This window comes from Fusobacterium sp. SYSU M8D902, assembly GCF_040199715.1.
In the GTDB taxonomy this organism is placed as follows: domain Bacteria; phylum Fusobacteriota; class Fusobacteriia; order Fusobacteriales; family Fusobacteriaceae; genus Fusobacterium_A.
Window position 1 is genome coordinate 20,761 of record NZ_JBEFNA010000021.1, and the last position, 17,446, is coordinate 38,206.

General features: G+C 31.1%; 17 protein-coding genes and 1 riboswitch. Of the genes, 2 read left to right on the plus strand and 15 right to left on the minus strand.

Annotated features, from left to right (window positions below):
• The first annotated feature begins 2 nt into the window (after window positions 1-2).
• Both asrB and asrC read left to right on the plus strand, forming a co-directional pair.
• Window positions 3-812: an anaerobic sulfite reductase subunit AsrB gene (gene asrB / locus ABNK64_RS08115; RefSeq protein WP_291256671.1), complete on the plus strand. Its 810-nt coding sequence runs from the start codon at window positions 3-5 to the stop codon at window positions 810-812.
• 16 nt (window positions 813-828) lie between these two features.
• Complete coding sequence (asrC, locus tag ABNK64_RS08120; RefSeq protein ID WP_300342662.1) at window positions 829-1,884, plus strand: sulfite reductase subunit C; 1,056 nt, start codon at window positions 829-831, stop codon at window positions 1,882-1,884.
• Window positions 1,885-1,930: 46 nt separating this feature from the next.
• On the opposite strand, the gene ABNK64_RS08125 is transcribed toward asrC, so the two are convergent.
• The 15 genes from ABNK64_RS08125 to ABNK64_RS08195 form a co-directional block, all read right to left on the minus strand.
• Entirely contained in the window at window positions 1,931-3,781 is a 1,851-nt protein-coding gene (locus ABNK64_RS08125; protein WP_349764069.1) for a PTS fructose transporter subunit IIABC, read from the minus strand.
• 9 nt (window positions 3,782-3,790) lie between these two features.
• Window positions 3,791-4,702, minus strand: coding sequence for a 1-phosphofructokinase (pfkB, locus tag ABNK64_RS08130; protein WP_349764070.1), 912 nt, complete (start codon window positions 4,700-4,702; stop codon window positions 3,791-3,793).
• Window positions 4,699-5,418, minus strand: coding sequence for a DeoR/GlpR family DNA-binding transcription regulator (locus tag ABNK64_RS08135; RefSeq protein ID WP_291256667.1), 720 nt, complete (start codon window positions 5,416-5,418; stop codon window positions 4,699-4,701). The genes pfkB and ABNK64_RS08135 overlap by 4 nt, the downstream gene beginning before the upstream one ends.
• A gap of 153 nt (window positions 5,419-5,571) precedes the next feature.
• Window positions 5,572-6,774, minus strand: a complete 1,203-nt coding sequence (locus ABNK64_RS08140) for a cation:proton antiporter (RefSeq protein WP_349764071.1) — start codon at window positions 6,772-6,774, stop codon at window positions 5,572-5,574.
• A gap of 36 nt (window positions 6,775-6,810) precedes the next feature.
• Window positions 6,811-6,869, minus strand: a riboswitch (Fluoride riboswitch).
• Between the two features lie 46 nt (window positions 6,870-6,915).
• Complete coding sequence (locus ABNK64_RS08145; protein ID WP_291256705.1) at window positions 6,916-8,622, minus strand: ABC transporter ATP-binding protein; 1,707 nt, start codon at window positions 8,620-8,622, stop codon at window positions 6,916-6,918.
• Window positions 8,623-8,673: 51 nt separating this feature from the next.
• Window positions 8,674-9,567: a GTPase Era gene (era, locus tag ABNK64_RS08150; protein WP_349764072.1), complete on the minus strand. Its 894-nt coding sequence runs from the start codon at window positions 9,565-9,567 to the stop codon at window positions 8,674-8,676.
• Entirely contained in the window at window positions 9,568-10,359 is a 792-nt protein-coding gene (locus tag ABNK64_RS08155; protein ID WP_349764073.1) for a tyrosine-type recombinase/integrase, read from the minus strand.
• Window positions 10,360-10,361: 2 nt separating this feature from the next.
• Window positions 10,362-12,029: a DNA repair protein RecN gene (gene recN / locus ABNK64_RS08160; RefSeq protein WP_300342580.1), complete on the minus strand. Its 1,668-nt coding sequence runs from the start codon at window positions 12,027-12,029 to the stop codon at window positions 10,362-10,364.
• The gene (locus tag ABNK64_RS08165; protein WP_300342578.1) at window positions 12,023-12,820 is read right to left on the minus strand and encodes an NAD(+)/NADH kinase; all 798 of its coding nucleotides are present in this window, start codon (window positions 12,818-12,820) and stop codon (window positions 12,023-12,025) included. Before ABNK64_RS08165 ends, recN begins: the two co-directional genes overlap by 7 nt.
• A gap of 16 nt (window positions 12,821-12,836) precedes the next feature.
• The gene (locus ABNK64_RS08170; protein WP_291256704.1) at window positions 12,837-13,910 is read right to left on the minus strand and encodes a murein hydrolase activator EnvC family protein; all 1,074 of its coding nucleotides are present in this window, start codon (window positions 13,908-13,910) and stop codon (window positions 12,837-12,839) included.
• A gap of 11 nt (window positions 13,911-13,921) precedes the next feature.
• Window positions 13,922-14,785: a cell division protein FtsX gene (locus tag ABNK64_RS08175; protein ID WP_291256661.1), complete on the minus strand. Its 864-nt coding sequence runs from the start codon at window positions 14,783-14,785 to the stop codon at window positions 13,922-13,924.
• 81 nt (window positions 14,786-14,866) lie between these two features.
• Window positions 14,867-15,796, minus strand: a complete 930-nt coding sequence (locus tag ABNK64_RS08180) for a transketolase family protein (protein ID WP_291258733.1) — start codon at window positions 15,794-15,796, stop codon at window positions 14,867-14,869.
• Window positions 15,796-16,617 carry a transketolase gene (locus tag ABNK64_RS08185; protein ID WP_291256659.1) on the minus strand — a complete coding sequence of 274 codons (822 nt, stop codon included), beginning with the start codon at window positions 16,615-16,617 and terminating at the stop codon, window positions 15,796-15,798. Before ABNK64_RS08185 ends, ABNK64_RS08180 begins: the two co-directional genes overlap by 1 nt.
• Window positions 16,618-16,708: 91 nt before the next feature.
• Entirely contained in the window at window positions 16,709-17,302 is a 594-nt protein-coding gene (locus tag ABNK64_RS08190) for a hypothetical protein (protein ID WP_349764074.1), read from the minus strand.
• A 70-nt stretch (window positions 17,303-17,372) separates the two neighbouring features.
• On the minus strand, window positions 17,373-17,446 hold a 74-nt coding region (locus ABNK64_RS08195; RefSeq protein ID WP_349764075.1), incomplete at its 5' end, for an EF-Tu C-terminal domain-related protein.

Genomic DNA, 17,446 nt, shown 5'->3' on the forward strand with positions numbered 1-17,446 from the left:
TTATGGAAAATATCATTATGCCAAAACCATATAAAATTTTAAATATAACAAAAATGACAAATATAGAGTATCTATTTAGAGTAGAATACCCTTTTGCTGAAAATATAAAATTTGGACAATTTATGCAACTATCTTTACCTAAGGTTGGAGAGTGTCCGATATCTGTAACTAATTTCTCTGCAGAAGAGGGTTGGGCAGAATTTTTAATCAGAAAAGTTGGAGTTGTTACAGATGAGATCTTTAATTTACAACCTGGAGATATAATTCCTATGAGAGGTCCTTATGGAAAGGGATTTGATCAAGTTGATATAAATGGTAAAAAAGTTATAATTGTTACTGGTGGATCTGGATTAGCACCTGTTAGATCTCTAATTCACCATATCAATAAAAATCCAGAACAAGTGGAATCACTAGAGTTATTATTCGGATTTAAAGATCAAAATTCAATTCTATTCAAAGATGAAATTGTTAACTGGAGAAAAGATCATCCTATGATTTTAACAGTTGATAAAGGGTGTGGAATTGATGGTGAATGTGTTGGTTTAGTTACTGAATATGTTCCTCAATTAAAATTAACTACAGATGATTTTGATAATGTGGAAGTTATAATAGTAGGACCACCTAATATGATGAAATACACAGCTTTAGAATTTGAAAAATTGGGAGTTCCAGCAGACAAAATTTGGCTTTCTTTTGAGAGAAAAATGTCTTGTGCAGTTGGAAAGTGTGGTCATTGTAGAATAGATGAAGTCTATGTATGTTTAGACGGACCTGTATTTAATTATACTAAGGCTAAACATATGGTAGATTAGTCGGTAGGAGGTTATTATGAATCATGATATTAATATAAATAAATTAAAAACAAACTGTTTTCGTCAATCTAAAGTTCCTGGAGAATTTATGCTTCAAATGCGTGTTCCTGGTGGATTAATAGATGCTAAATACCTATCTGTAATTCAAGAGATTGCTGAAAGATGGGGAAATGGAACTTTCCACCTTGGATTGAGACAAACTTTTAATGCTCCTGGAATTAAATATGAAAATATAGAAGCTGTTAATGCTTTTTTGCAAGACTATATTAAAGATATTGAGATAGATCTATGTGATGCTGATATGGAATCTGATTGCTCTGGTTATCCAACTATTGGAGCTAGAAATATAACTTCTTGTATCGGAAACTCTCACTGTATCAAAGGAAATATAAATACTTGGGAGTTAGCAAGAAAATTGGAAAAAGAGATATTCCCTAGCCACTACCATATCAAAATGTCTATCTCTGGTTGTCCTAATGACTGTGGAAAAGGACACTTTACTGACTTTGGAATAATCGGTGTAACTAAACCTATATATTTAAAAGATAGATGTATCGGTTGTGGAAGATGTGTTAAAGTGTGTGAACATGCTGCTACTAGAGTTTTAAAACTTGTTAATAACAGAATTGAAAAAGATACTTGCTGTTGTGTAGGTTGTGGAGAGTGTGTTGAAGCTTGTCCTGCATCAGCTTGGGTAAGACCTGAACAAAAATTATATAGAGTAATTTTAGGAGGTAGAACAGGTAAACAATACCCTAGAATGGGAAAAATGTTCTTAAACTGGGTTACTGAAGATGTTGTAGTTGCAGTAGTTAAAAACTGGCAAAATTTCTGTGCTAATGTACTTCATCACAAACCTTTCTATATACATGGTGGACATCTAATCGATAGAGCTGGATATCAAAAATTCAAAGAGATTATCCTAGATGGAGTTAAATTAAATCCAGAAGCTCTAGTTGCACAAAGAATATTATGGGCTGAAACTGAGTATAGAGCTAATATCAATGTTAGACCAATATCTCAACACCCTAGTCCTGGAGAAGTATACGTTCCAAAAACAACTGAAGAGTAAAAATAAAAGAGGGTAGAATTTTCTATCCTCTTTTTGTAAATAATAATTATTCAGTTATAGTTTTTTTTAACATTCCCAATAATAAAGCCGTAACAACTGATCCTGCTATTACTGCCACTAGATACATCATTGGATTCGTCATCACTGGAAGTACAAATAATCCTCCATGTGGTGCTGGTAATTGCACCTTAAATAACATTGATAATCCACCTGCTAATCCTGCTCCTATTACACACGCTGGAATAACTCTCATTGGATCTGCTGCTGCAAATGGGATTGCACCCTCTGTTATAAATGAAGCTCCCATTATATAACAAGTTTTTCCTGCCTCTCTCTCATCTTTAGTAAATCTATTTTTATATATAGTTGTTGCTAAAGCTATTCCTAAAGGAGGAACCATTCCACCAGCCATTACTGCTGCGTGAGGATAATAATTTCCAGCTGCTATCATTGCAATACCAAATGTAAAACTTGCTTTATTGATAGGTCCACCCATATCAATAGCCATCATCCCTGCAACAATAACTCCAAGTAAGACTAAGTTTCCTGTACCAAGTCCACCTAAGAAAGATGTCATTCCATTATTAAGAAATACTACAGGAGTTAAAATAACTTTATACATCAATACTCCTGTTATTAAGATTCCAAATACTGGATAGAATAAAACAGGTTTTAATCCTTCTAAACTTTCAGGTAAAACTCTCAGTACTTTTTTTAATAAAAGAACTATATATCCACCTAAAAATCCACCAATTAATGCACCTAAAAATCCAGCTCCATTATTTGCTGAAATAAGTCCAGCTACCATTGCTGGTGCAAATCCAGGTCTATCTGCTATACTCATTCCTATAAATCCAGCCATTACTGGTACCATTAGGAAAAAGGCATTTTTGCCACCAATATCACTTAATAATTTTGCTATTGGACTAAAACTTGGATCTGCTGGATCTGCTGCTTTTATTCCAAACATAAATGAAAGTGCTATCAATATTCCTCCACCTACAACAAAAGGCAACATATTTGAAACACCAGACATTAAATGCTTGTAAAATCCTTTTTTCTCTCCAGAACTACCTGCTGTTTTTCCAGATTGAGCTTTATATATCTTTGCTTTTTGTTCAACTGCATTTTTTATAAGCTTTTCAGGATTTTTTATTCCCTCTACAACTGGAACAATCTCAACATGTTTCCCATGAAATCTATCCATTTCAACATTTTTATCTGCTGCTACTATTATTCCTTTAGCATTTTTTATCTCTTCATCAGTTAATCTGTTTTTTACCCCAGTAGAACCATTTGTTTCTACTTTAATAGTTATTCCCATCTCTTTAGCTTTTTTCATAAGGGTATCTGCTGCCATATATGTATGGGCTATTCCTGTTGGACAAGCTGTAACTGCCAAAACTGTAAAATTTTGATTGTTATCCTCTTTCTCTTCTTCTTTAACCTTTCCCTCGTCTAATAATAAATTTAAAATCTCATCTTTTGTTTCTGCCTTAAGTAAATTTTCTCTTAAATTATCATCCAATAATAGAGTTGTAAGTTTTGATAGTACTTCTATATGTGAATCTGTTGCATCAGCTGGAGCAGCTATCATAAAAAATAATTTTGAAGGTTCTCCATCAAGAGAATCATAATCAACACCTTCTAAAGATCTTCCAAAGGCGATACTTGGAATTTTCACTGCTTTTGTCTTAGCATGAGGAATAGCTATCCCCTCTTCTAGTCCAGTAGAGCTTTGAGATTCTCTTTTTAAAATCTCTTTTTTATACTCTTCTCTGTCATTTAATCTACCATTATCCATCAACATACCTATCATTTCATCTATGACTTCTTCTTTTGTTTTTCCTTTAAGATTTAAATTCATACAATTTTTAATAAGCATATCTTTTAACATTTTTACCTCCTAAATTTTTTTTATTTCTATTTCATTTAATAGTTTTTTCATACTTTCAAAATCTGTCAATCCTTGAGAGAAAGCTGTCGAACTTCCTGAAGCTATCCCATATCTATATGATTCTTCTATAGTTTTTCCTGTTGAAATTCCGTAAATTATTCCAGCTACCATTGAATCTCCAGCTCCTACTGAGCTGATTAGTTTCCCATTGGGTACATTTCCTCTATATACCCCATCTTTTGTTATAAGGATAGATCCATCTTTTCCCAAAGATACTAGAACATTTTCGCTTCCTAATTTCAATAATTTTTTCCCAGCCTCTATAATCTCTTCATCAGTTGTATATTTTTCTCCAAAAAAATCTTCTAATTCATGATTATTGGGTTTAACTAAAAATACTCCTTCCTTTAAAACCTTTTTTAAAGTTTCTCCTCTAGTATCTAAGATAATTTTTACTCCTTGAGGTAGTTCAGAAATTATTTGCTCATATATATTTTGAGGAAGAGAACTTGGTATACTTCCAGATAATACCAACATATCTCCAGATTTTATATCTTTTATCTTATTTAAAAATTCTTTGTACTTCTCACTGCTTATATTTGGAGATTTTCCAGCTATCTCACTTTCATTTGACAAAGTTTTTATTTTTAAATTTATTCTTGTCATATCTTCTATATTTACAAAATTTTCTTGAATTCCTTCAGATTTTAGATTATTTTTTATATAATCCCCTGTAAATCCTCCTACAAATCCTAAGTTTATACTCTCTTCTCCAAAATTTTTAAGAACCTTGGATACATTTATACCCTTTCCTCCTGATAGTGTATAGGCAGATTTAGCTTGGTTTAATCCTCCCTCTTGAAAATCTTCAAGTCCTATATAATAATCAACAGCTGGATTTAAAGTTACTGTATAAATCATTTTTCTCCTCCTATATCTTCTGGTATATCTTTATCAGATATTATTTTTCCATCTTTTAATTCTGCAAACTTTATAAAACTTTTCTTAAAAAATTTAGTGTGATCACATAAGAAAAATTTTTCTTTCGCTCTTTTTATAGCCTCTACTTTTACAAGTGCTTCATCTGGATCTGGGGTAAAATATCCATCTTCACTTACTCCGTTAGCTCCTAAAAAAGCTATATCAAAATTAAAATTTTTAAGTGAATTAACAGCTATTCCACCAATCATAGCTCCTGTTTTTTCCTTCATTTTTCCACCCAAAAGATACACTTCACTATGTTTTAATTTTAATAACTCCTTTATATGATGAAAACTATTTGTTACTATCTTCAACTCTTTATAATTATTTAAGTATTTTATTAAGGTTCCAGTTGTACTTCCAGCATCAATATATATCATCTGCCCATCTTCTATATACTCTATTACTTTTTTTGCTATAATATCCTTTTCTTCAATATTGATCAGTTTTTTATAACCAATATCCTCTTCCTTTGTTTCTACTAAAACTGCTCCCCCATGAATTCTTCTTATTTTTTTCTTATTTTCTAAAAAATTTAGATCTCTTCTTGCAGTTGCTTCAGATATCTTTAATTCTTCAACAATCTCTTGTAATTTTATATTTTTTCTTTTCTTTATTAACTCTAATATAAGGTTATATCTCTCTACGCTTAACATCTTATCACCTCAAGACAATATTATCACATTTTTATAATAAAAACAATATTTTTCTTTCAAATTCTTTTAATTTCTTTCAAATTCTTTCAAGTAAAATATAAAGTTCATTCTCTATAATAAAAAATAGAGTAACTTTTAAAGCTACTCCATTTTTTAATCTCTATTTATCAATCTATCATAAGTCAAGTTTATTCCAATAGCTCCTAAAGGGGCAGTTATTAACACACTTAAGATCGCTATTGCCTGCATAATCTCTCCACCTATCACTCCCATTTGAAGAGGAATTCCAGCTTTAGCTGACTGAACAGTTGCCTTTGGAAGATATGCTATTATACAAAATAATCTCTCTTTATAATCTAAATCTGTACCTATTAGAGATATCAATACTCCAATAGATCTAATTGTTAGAGAGAAAAATAATATCACTACACCAATAAAGAAATATCCACCTATAAGTCTTGGATTTATTGCCATTCCTACAAAAGTAAAGAGATATATTTTTCCATATTTCCAAATATTATTCATACCTTGATGAATCTCTTTATACTTTTCTTTTTGATAATAACGTATAAAAAATCCTAAAGACATTATAGTCAAAAGAGAGTTATATAGATTAAAATGAAATCTATTTTCAATATATCTCAATCCTAAACAGATTAAAAACACTGTTGCTAATCTAATCTTTATATTTTTTATAAGTAAAAAACTTTTACTTCCAATATACCCTACACAAGCTCCCACTAAAAGGCTCACTATTATTGAGATAGGAAGGATTATTAACTGTAACTTCAGATTAAAATCTCCTCCATTTATTCCTTGAAAATATATAGCTAAAAAAGAGGTAAATAGTGTTATAGCTATTGAATCATCTGCTGAAGCTCCTACCAATAGTAGTTGTGGAATAGATTTTTTCTGACCAACTTTCTTCTCAATTAGATTTACCATTGCTGGTATCAAGACTGCTGGACTTACTGCTGCTATTATAAAGCCTAAAATAGCCCCTTGAACAAAGGTAAAGTCTAAAAATATTGTAGCTAAATAAGCTATTGTAAATCCCTCTAAAGTAGCTGGAATAATACTTAAACAAACAGCTGGTCTTCCAATTTTTTTTATCTGATCAACACCTATTCCCAATCCACCTATAAAAAGAACTGTCACCAAAGCAATATCTTTTAAAATTGGTGATATTTTTAATGCTAAATCTGGTATCTTATCTAAACCATATGGTCCTATTATAAGCCCTGCCACCATCATTCCTAACAATGAAGGTAATCTCAATTTTTCAAACAACTTACCAATAAAGTTTGAATAAAAAGCTAATACTACTAAAAAAACTAATGTAATCAAATACTGCATATGTAAACCTCCTAAAAATAAAAAGACTCCTACCCTTAAAGAGTAGGAGTCATTAGCTTTCGCACTTAAAGGCGAACTCCATCGCCTATTATTCAATATCTAATATTATAACATATTTTTTTTCTCTTGTAAAATAAAGTTTTACAATTGGCTCATACTATGCAATTTGTAATAGAAACCTTTGCTCTCTAATAACTCTTTGTGTGTTCCTCTCTCTTGTATTCCGTTATCTGTCAAAACAATTATCTCATCAGCTGCTTGAATTGTAGATAATCTATGAGCAACAACAATTGTAGTTCTTCCCTTACATAGTTCCTCTAATGACTTTTGAATAAGTCTTTCAGTAATATTATCCAATGCAGAAGTAGCCTCATCCAATATCAATATTGGTGGATTTTTTAAGAAAATTCTAGCTATTGCTATTCTCTGTTTCTGTCCTCCAGAGAGTTTTGTTCCTCTCTCTCCTACATTTGTATCATACCCTTCTGGCATCTCCATAATTAAGTCATGTATATTAGCTTTTTTAGCTGCTTCTATTACCTCTTCATCAGTTGCATCAGTTTTTCCTATCAAGATATTCTCTTTAATAGTTCCTGTAAATAGGAATACATCTTGCTGAACTATTCCGATATTTCTTCTTAATGAATCTACCTTAACATCATATATACTCTTACCATCAATCTTTATATCTCCACTGTCAACATTATAAAATCTTGGTATTAAGTTACATAGAGTTGTCTTTCCTCCACCAGAAGGTCCTACTAATGCTAACATTCTTCCTTGAGCAATATTTAAATTGATATTGTCAAGAACCTTTTTATTTTCGTGGCTAAAGCTTACATTTTCAAAAGTTATCTCTCCAGATATATTCTCTAAATCTTTTGCATCCTTTCTATCTTTCTCTCTATCTACCTCTATGATCTCCATAAATCTTTTAAATCCACTCATACCATTTTGATACTGTTCTACAAAGGCTATCAATCTTTTTATAGGCTGAGTAAATATCTTGATATATAGTAAATAAGCTAGAAAATCTCCGATATTTATCTTACCATTATAAGTAAAAATAGCTCCTACTATCAATACAGAGTAATCTAATAAATCTGTAAAAAATCCAACTCCAGCTGTGTATTCTGCCATTACCTTATATGAATATGACTTAGCTTGTACAAATTTTTGGTTTCCCTCTTCAAATCTTTCTTTCTCATCTTCATCAATTACAAAGGCTTTTGATACCCTTATTCCAGATATACTATTCTGCAATTTTGCATTGATATCCCCTGTTTCCACTCTTGTTTTCATAAATGATGCCAATAATTTTTTTCTCTTGTACATACTATACCATATTATTATTGGTAGTATACAAAATACTATCATAGTTAGAGCTACATTTATTTTTAGAAGCACTATAAATGAACCAACTATCATAAAGAAAGATATAAATAGATCCTCTGGTCCATGGTGGGCTAACTCTGATATATCCTGTAAATCATTTACAATTCTTGACATAATATTTCCAGTTTGATTGTTATCAAAATATTTTACTGGTAATTTTTGAAGATGTTCATATACATCTCTTCTCATATCAGCTTGCATTCCAACACCAACTAGATGTCCCCAATATTGCATCCAATAAGCACATAACATCTTTATTAGATAGATGCCTAATAATACGACTCCAAATACAATTATAAATCTAAACTCTCTATTTGGAATAACAACATTTACAACATTTCTTGTTATCATAGGATATACTAAATCACACAATGCTGAAACTGTTGCCACTAACAAATCCATAAAAAATAGTTTTTTATATGGTCTGTAATAAGAGATAAACTTACTCAACATTCCTTTTTCAATTTTAATACTATTCACTAACTCTTTCTCCTCTCCTAGATATTATTTTTCCTCTACATAACCCATCTCTTTCAAGAATGGTTTTTTCTTTCTCCAATCGTCCTTTACTTTTACCCAAAGTGTTAAGAAAATAGGCTCTCCAATTAACTCTTCTATCTCTTTTCTTGCCTCTTCTCCTATCTGTTTTAACATTTTTCCACCTTTACCTATGATGATTCCCTTTTGAGAATCTCTCTCTACATAGATATTTATATCAAACTTATCTTTACCATTCTCTCTTCTCTCAACATTTAAAATCTCAATAGCCACTGAGTGAGGTATCTCATCTCTCGTTCTCAATAGTATCTTCTCTCTTACAATCTCTGTTATTATCTTATATACAGAGATATCTGTATACATATCATCAGGATAGTATTTTATCCCCTCTTCTAAGAATGGATCTATTTTCTCTAATAATTTAGGAAGTCCTATTGCATATTGACCTGATATCTCAACAACACCATCAAACTCTCCTAATTTCTCTTCAATCTCGATTCTTTTTGCCTTTAACTGTTCATCATTCAATTTATCTATCTTGTTAACTATAAGTATTCTTGGAGTTTTTCTAGCTTCTTTTACCTTCTCCATTACAAATTGATCCCCTGTACTTATCTCTTGAGATCCATCTAATACAAATAATATTACATCTACATCTTTTAACACTCTTATTGCAGAGTTAGTCATATACTCTCCCAATAGGTGTTTAGCCTTATGTATCCCTGGTGTATCAATAAAAATATATTGATTGTCATTAAAGTTTAAAATCCCTTTAATGTTATCTCTTGTCGTTCCAGCTTTATCGGAAACTATTGCTACTTTTTCTGATACAAGCTTATTGATCAGTGTAGATTTTCCAACATTTGGTCTTCCAACTACAGCTATAAATCCTGCTTTCATCTAATCATCTCCTATTCCTATTCTCATATACTGCTCTCTTATTCTATCTAAAAATGATAATCCCTCTTCATCTCTTGTCTTCTCTTCTACTATGATTTTCTTTATCATATTTGGGGATATATCTCTATCTAGCTCAGCTCTTTTTCCATAATTTATAAATCTCACACGAAAACTCTCTCTAGTTAGTCCAGAAAAAATTTTATTATCGTTTGTATACATTTTTACTGAACTTTCCTCTGAAAATTTTTTCAAATCTTCAGCTAATTTTTCACTCACTCTTTCAGTAACAATCTTAGTTGATGAGTATAGATTTATCATTTTATACTCATATTTTTCTAAGTTCTCTCTATCTAAATTTAAAATATCTCCTATCTTAAGTCCTGTTTCATAGAGTAATCTAATTACCAAAGAGTCTCTTCTCTCCTCATAACTTTCATTACAAACATCTAATATTTTTTTTAACTCCCATTTTTCTAGAGCCTGTGTTGATCTCTTTACACGATTGGATAACTCTATCCCTTTTATAGGAGTTTCATCAATTATTTTTGCCTTTAATAGATATTTATAAAAGCTCTTCAAAGAACTGATCTTTCTATATACAGACATATCACTGTACTTCTTTTTTAACTCTTCAATATATTTAACTACATCAATAGTCTCTACATCTATCAGTTCTTTTCCAACTATAAATCCATCAAAATCCTCAATATCTTTTCTATATATAACCAAAGTTGAAGAATTTATCTTTCCATCAGCTTTTGTTTTTTGTAAAAATTCCTCTATAAAATCCATAACTATCTACTCTCTTTCAAAAGTTCCTCAGCATGTTGGAATACTGCTTCTGTTACATTTTCTCCAGCTAACATTCTAGCTATCTCCTCTATTCTTCCACGCTCATCTAATCTAGTTACAACTGTTGAAGTATTATTTTCTAAAGTATATTTTTTTATGTAGAACTGTTGGTGTGCTTTAGCTGCAATAGCTGGTGAGTGTGTTATAGAAACAACTTGGGCATGCTCTCCTATCTCTCTCAATTTATCAGCTATCTTTCTAACTGTCTCTCCTCCAACCCCTGTATCTATCTCGTCAAATATAAGTATTGGAACATTATCAACTCTAGAAAATATAACCTTTAGAGCTAACATAATTCTACTTACCTCTCCACCAGAAGCTATCTTCCATAGGGGCTTCATATCTTGACCAATATTTGTAGATATAAAGATCTCCACACTATCAGCTCCATTTGCTCCCATACCTTCACTTTCATCTACTACAACATGTATTTTGGCGTCCCCCATCTTCAAGAATTTTAATTCCTCTTTCAGATTTTTCTCTATCTGTATAGCCTTCTCTTTTCTCAATCTTCTAAGTTGATGAGCATTTTCCCAATAGCTCTCCTCTATCTCTTTTCTCTCTTTCTGGAGTTTTTGAATCTCAAAGCTATCCTCTTCCAATAGATTTATCTTCTGTGCAATACTCTCTTTAAATTCGATTATCTCCTCAATAGTTGCTCCATACTTTATCTTCATCTTATTGATTATATCCAGTCTATCAACTACTTCCTGCAATCTTCTATCATCTATATCTATATCATCATCAAGAGTATCCATAATGTCAACACAATCTTCCAATTCATAATACACTCTTTCCAACTTATCTAAAAGTTCACTGAAGTCATTTCCATATTTACACAAACCCTCTATATTTTTTTTAGAGTTGTGAATAAGATGTAGAGCACTAACCTCTCCATCTCTCAAGTAAAGTGTAGAATTTTCTATCTTCTCCTTTATCTTTCCAGCATTAAAAAGTTTTTTATACTCATCTTCTAAGAGTGTATCCTCGTTTTTCTTAGGATTTATCTTCTCTATTTCAGCTAATTGAAATTCATAAAACTCTCTTTTCTCTATTGCTTCTTTTCTGTTTTTTTCTATCTGCTCTATTTTATTATCTAGCTCTTTATATCTTGAAAAAAGTCTATTACTACTCTTTAATAGCTCTTTTCCCTGCTCTCCTAAAAATTTATCCAAAAGTTTTATATGGTTGTTCTTATTCAAAAGCATTTGATGAGAGTGCTGACCTACTATATCTACCAAAGATCCCATTATCTCTCTTAGATTGGTAAGAGAAACTCTTATCCCATTTACAAAGACTTTTCCCTTACCATTTATATCTAAGGTTCTTCTCACTATCACTTCGTTATCTTCAGCATCAATTGCAAATTTTTCTATAAGTTCCTCTCTCTGTTCATCATTGATCTCAAAAACACCTTGAGCAGATAGAGTCTTCTCTCCACTTCTAATCATATCAGTAGTAGCCTTCTCTCCTATCAAAAGATTTATACCACTCAATATAATTGATTTTCCTGCCCCTGTCTCTCCTGTAAGAACAATAAATCCATCTTCAAATTCTAAATCAAGTTTCTCTATTATAGCTAAATTTTCTATTTTGAGCTCTCTTAACACAGATTATCTCCCCATTTCAATTTTTCTCTAAGTACACTATAATAATTTCTATCCCTTGGAATAACTAAATTTAAAGTATACTTAGAATACTCCATTCTTATACTTTCCATACTTCCAATTTTCTTATTTGTTTGACCATCAATTATCAATTGTCCCATTCTCTTCTCATCTTCAATCTTCATCTCAATCCTCTCATTCCCACCTATTACGATAGGTCTTGTATTAAGATTGTGTGGAGCTATTGGAGTTATTACAATAGCCTTCATATCAGATTTTAGAATGGGTCCACCTGCTGACATTGAATAAGCAGTTGAACCTGTTGGAGTGGCTACAATTACCCCATCTCCTTTATAGGTACACATATACTCTCCATTTGTTTTAAAATTTACTCTCAATACTCTAGAGGTAATTCCAGCTTTTGAGATAACTACCTCATTTAGAGCATAGTATATCTGTCCATCAAGCTCCACTTCCAATATGTGTCTCTTCTCATACTTGAATTTTCCATTTAAAAAATTATCATACTCTTCAAGCATCTTCTCTTTTTTTATCTCGGTTAAAAAACCTAGACTTCCAGCATTAATAGCTATTACATATAGATTTTTTTTAAATATAAAGTTCCTAAACGCTCTAAGTAGTGTCCCATCTCCACCAATAACAACTCCAAAATCAGCTTTATTAGCTTTGTCCACTATCTCTATATTTTTCTTTTTAAAATACTCTACACTCTTATTATATAGCTCTTGAGCCACTGGTTTGTCCATATTGTACATTATAAAAACTTTTTTCATTATTCCTCCACCAAAGTTATTTAAACATTGGAACAGGGTCAATAGGTTTTAAATTAAATCTTAGTTCATAGTATAGGTTTGGTTTACCCTCAACAGATAATCCTAAAATTCCTATCTCTGCACCTTGCTGTACCTGTTGATTCAATTTAACTTTGGTTGCTATTAAGTTTCCATATACTCCTATCATATTATATCCATAATCTATCATTACAACATTTCCCAATCCTTGGAATACATCTGCATATATTACTTTTCCCTTTGCTGATGCTTTAATCTTAGATCCCATTCTAGCTTGTATCTCTATTCCGTTACTTGTTACCTCTTGTTGTTTTTTCTGATTAAATCTTACAACAATATTTCCTGTAACTGGTTTGATTACTTTTCCTAATTTTGAATATGCTTGAGATTGATTCACTATCTTTTTATCTGTTTTAGTTCTTGCAACTATTATCTCTTTTATCTTCTTCTCAATTCTCTCTTTTTCTTGTTGGAGTTTACTTATACTTTTTACATGACCACTTTTCTCTCTATTTAATTGATCAATTAGTTTACCATGCTGACTTTTTTTACTATCCATCTGTTCCAAGTTTAAAGCCAATTTATTTCTAAGCTTTGAAAGTTTTAATTTTTCCCCTTCAATATCTGCTTTTACTTTCTGTATATTGCTTTGGACTTTCTTAATATGTTCCATCTTTTGCAAATCTCCATATAGAAGATTTTTAAAGTCTTTCTTTAACAAAGTATCCTCTATTAGATTCTCTTCTCTCTCTTTAGAGTATCTATTCCAAGCAATAATCTTTGCTTTAAACTCAAGTTTTTTTCTCTTTAACTCACTTGAGGTTATATTTAGGTTTTGTCCACCATATTCGATATTTTTAGAAACTGTCTTTATATCATTTAAGATCTTTTCTCTGTCTTTAGCTATCTCTAAAATATCTCTCTCTAACTCTAGGATCTGTTTTTCCAATTTTTGAGTCTGTACATCTATATTTTTTATCCTCTGGTTTTTCTGTGAAATCTCTCTGTCTATGGCTTTTATCTTCTTCTCCATATCAGTTAATGTATCTGAAAAACTAAGAGTTGCCACCATTAAAAATAAAATTACTTTTTGCCATCTTCTATCCACTTTAACACCCCAATCTTTATAGGTTTTAACCAGATTAAAAGATTTATAATAAAAATAATAACAAATTGAATTACAAATATCTCTTTCAATCCTAACAATAGATATTTGCTACTGATCAAAAGAAGATTTTTTCTAAAATAACTATATACATTAAAAAATATTAAAGTTCCTATTACTGAACTAGCTGTAAACGGAAGCAAATTGACCTTTCTTGCTCTAGCCTTACTAGAGTTATCATCTCTCCCTATCTCAATATTATTTATATAATCTATTGAAATAGCACTATAGAATATGTAGTATACAATTCCTAACATAGGCAATATACATCCTACAAATATTCCTACCATTATCATTCTATAAAACTTTAACTGTCTTCCCTTATAATTGATAAATTCTCCATCTACAAAAACTTCTTTAATATTTTGATTATTTTCTAAACTAGTTTGAATTTTCTCTATATCTGAAGGTTTTTCAAAATAAATTACTAGACTATCTGAAAGTGGATTTTCACCTCTAGGTATAGCTACATCCAATTGATACTGTAACTTTTGGAATGCTTCCTCTTTCGAAATATATCTAACCTGTCTAACTCCCTCTAATTTTAATACTTCAATCTCTGTTTTTTCCTTATCTATCTCCGCTACATTTCCTTGAAAGTCCGCTGTAAAAAAATATTCTCTCTCTATTTTCTGAGTTATCCCTTGAGTATTGATGAAAAAAGCCAAGAAAAAGTTTAAGATGATAAAAGCTAAAATATTTAAAATAAATGTTACCTTTTTTATCTGAATCCCGCTTTTCACTATTTTTTTCCCCTCTCTTATCACATTAAAATTATTCATAGCCACCTCATTCTAAAGTTTATATAAAAAGATGAGGACTGACCATAAAGGAGTTTATGCCAGCCCTCCCAAACTTATTTATTACATATTTTCTTTAACCATTGCTACTAATTTAGCTGCTGTTAACTCATATTTCTCTAATAATTCATTAGCTTTTCCACTTTGTCCAAACTTGTCATAGATTCCAAGTTTTTTAACTTTTGTCGGGTGTACTTCAGATAGGAATTCTGATACAGCTGATCCTAATCCACCAATTACTGAGTGCTCCTCAGCAGTTATTATGAATTTAGTCTCTTGAGCTGCTTTTAATATAGTCTCTCCATCAAGTGGTTTGATTGTTCCAACGTTGATTACTCTAACTGATATTCCCTCTTCTGCTAATATCTCTGCAGCTTTTAAAGCTTCAGCTGTCATTAATCCAGTAGATGCAATTGTTACATCTGTTCCCTCTCTCAATGTATTAGCAATTCCTATTTGGAAATCATATGTTGCTTCATCAAAAATTGTCTCAACATCTAATCTTCCCATTCTTATATAAACAGGTCCATTATATTCAGCTGCTGCAAATACCATTTTTTTAGTCTCTACTGCATCTGCTGGAGATAATACTACCATTCCTGGAATAGATCTCATTAATGCTATATCCTCTACTGATTGGTGTGATCCTCCGTCTTCTCCTACTGATATTCCAGCGTGAGTTGGAGCTATTTTAACATTTAATTTTGGATAAGCAACTGTATTTCTAATTTGCTCGAATCCTCTTCCTGCTGCGAACATAGCAAATGTAGAAGCAAAAGCTACCTTTCCACAAGTTGCTAATCCTGCTGCTGTTCCTATTAAATCAGCTTCAGCTATCCCTACGTTAAAATGTCTCTCTGGGAATTTTTCTTTAAATAAATTTGTTTTTGTTGATTTTGTTAAATCTGCATCTAAAACTACTACATTTTTATTTATTTGCCCTAGCTCTACTAAAGCCTCACCATAAGCTTGTCTTGTAGATTTTTTACTCATTAATTATTCCCTCCTAATTCTGCTAATGCTTTTTCAGTTTCCTCTTTTGTTGGAGCTACTCCGTGGAATCCACATACGTTTTCCATAAATGATACTCCTTTTCCTTTTACTGTTTTAGCAATTATTATAGTTGGTTTACCTTTTACTGTCTTAGCCTCTTCTAAAGCTTTTAATATCTCTTCCATATTGTGACCGTCGATCTTTATTACATTCCAACCAAATGCTTCCCATTTTGCATCAACAGGCTCTACTCCCATAACTTTATCTACATTTCCATCAATTTGAAGATTGTTAAAGTCTAAAAATGCACAGATGTTATCTAATTTGAAGTGAGCAGCAGTCATTGCAGCTTCCCAAACTTGACCTTCTTGTAACTCTCCATCTCCTAAAACTATATAAGTTCTGTATGAAAGATCTGAGATTTTTGCATTTAAAGCCATTCCGTTAGCTACAGATAGACCTTGTCCTAATGATCCAGTAGAGATCTCTACTCCTGGAACTTTTTTCATATCAGGGTGTCCTTGTAAAATTGATCCATACTGTCTTAAAGTCATTAGAATCTCTTTATCAAAGTATCCTCTCTCAGCTAAAGTTGCATATAGTGCTGGAGCAGCATGCCCTTTTGAAAGAACAAATCTATCTCTGTTTTCCATTTTAGGATTGCTAGGATCTATATTCATCTCATCAAAATATAGAGCTGTTAAAATATCTGTTGCTGATAATGATCCTCCTGGGTGTCCTGATTTAGCTTCACAAATCATTTTAACTATTGATTTTCTTATGTTTGTTGCTGTTGCTTCTAGATTTTTAATATCTCTCATCTGTTTTCTATTTCTCCTTTCAAAATTTTTATACTCTCTCTAAATTATATTATTTTATCTCACATATTGTCAAGAAAAGCTATTATTTTACTTAAAAAAATATGTATATTTTGTCTATGATATACTTTCCACTCTCTCTTATCAATAAATACAATTCTTTATGTCTTAGACAAGCTATTCCAATTGCAAAAACTGTAAATGAAATTAACGGTCTAAACAGTTTATTCTCTTTAATAGTATCTTTTAAAATTGTTACTACTCCTAAAAAAAATAGGTAATAAAATTCTGTTAAGTTCTCTGTATAGCATATTGCTACAAGAATACTAATAACTGCAGAGAAAAATAATATCATCTTACTTATTTTTGGATTACAACTTATTTTTAAAATAGGGATTTTTATTAATGCCCCTCCACCCCAACCTTTTGGAAATAGGTCAAATATAAAGTGAAGAGCTAATGCCAATGAAAATCCCATCAAAAAATATCTAAAGTTTATATTTTTATCCTGCTCATAGACTCTTATAAATATCAATAAAATTAAGGGACTATGAGTAAGTATACTTCTATGTCTTAATTTCATTTTAAAATCCCAATCAGGAAATTTTATACCAAGAAAAAAAGCTGCAAAAGAGATAAAAATTCCCATTAAAGAAATTTTGGTAAACAAATTTATAAAAAATTCCATACCCTCTCCTTGATAAAAAAAGAGGAGCAGGTATCTGCTCCTCTTCAAAATACCCTATTCAGGTAATTTATTATTTAAGAATTTCAGCAACTACTCCTGAAGCTACTGTTCTTCCACCTTCTCTGATAGCGAATCTTAATCCTG